At 47.1% G+C, this 1,082-nt stretch carries 1 protein-coding gene; it reads right to left on the bottom strand.

From position 1 onward, the window contains the following. Window positions 1-917, bottom strand: a 917-nt coding sequence (locus R7Z50_RS24765; protein ID WP_318149386.1) for a UDP-glucose--hexose-1-phosphate uridylyltransferase, incomplete at its 3' end; no start/stop codon positions are given. Between the last annotated feature and the right edge of the window lie 165 nt (window positions 918-1,082).

The raw sequence follows: 1,082 nt of genomic DNA on the forward strand, positions 1-1,082 counted from the left end.
GGCGGATAAAAAAGTGCATGAAGCTGCCAATGGTCGATGTCTGTGCCTTGGTCAAAAAACGGCGCGTAGTGCCAGCCCATCGAGTAAGGGAAAGAGCACTGGAACAAGTTGTCGTAACGGCTGGTCAACTTTTTGATAGCCATAGCGAGATCATCTCGTTGCTCATCGTTCAACTCACACATGCGGCGAATGTGTGTTTTTGGAAGCAACATGGTTTCGAATGGCCAGGCCGCCCAGTAAGGTACAACCGCAACCCAGTGTTCGGTTTCAACAACAATTCGTGAGCCGTCTTTTAACTCAGCCTGAACGTAATCAACCAGTAGGTTGCTTCCTTTCTCTTGGTAATACGCTTTTAGGTTATGCTCTTTACGTTCGATCTCATTAGGTAAAAAGCTGTTCGCCCAAATCTGCCCGTGTGGGTGTGGTTGAGAACACCCCATGGTCTCACCCTTGTTTTCAAAAGCTTGAACCCAGATGAAATCTTTACCTAACTCTTCAATTTGCTCATTCCATGTATCTATCACGCCACGAATTTTATCCACTGGCAGCTCAGGTAAGGTTTTACTGTGATCTGGCGAGAAGCAAATCACTCGGCTCAAACCACGCACGCCTTGCGTTTTGAATAGCGGGTTGTTTGACTCTGGTGCATCTGGTGAATCCACCATCAGCGCAGCAAAATCGTTATTGAACACATAGGTGCCTTGGTAGTCTGGATTAACATCGCCAGAGATACGTTCGTTGGTTGGACAAAGGAAACATTTACCGTCATAGCTTGGTAGCTCATCCAATGCGGGCTTTTCATCTGCGCCGCTCCAAGGGCGTTTTGCACGGTGAGGTGAAACCAAAATCCATTGCCCAGTCAGAGGGTTGTAACGGCGGTGTGGATGATCCACTGGGTTAAATTCGACATTCGACATGTTACTTACTCAACTTTTAAGAATTCTTTCATCTGCATTTCTCAATGGAATTGGAAAGTGCAGACAATAATGCGGCGACATAAACTACGCAGGGGAATAGCCATTGGGATTTTTTGACTGCCAGTTCCACGTATCGGCGGTCATTTCAGCCACCGTGCGTGTTGC

The organism is Vibrio sp. 1249-1 (assembly GCF_033340495.1).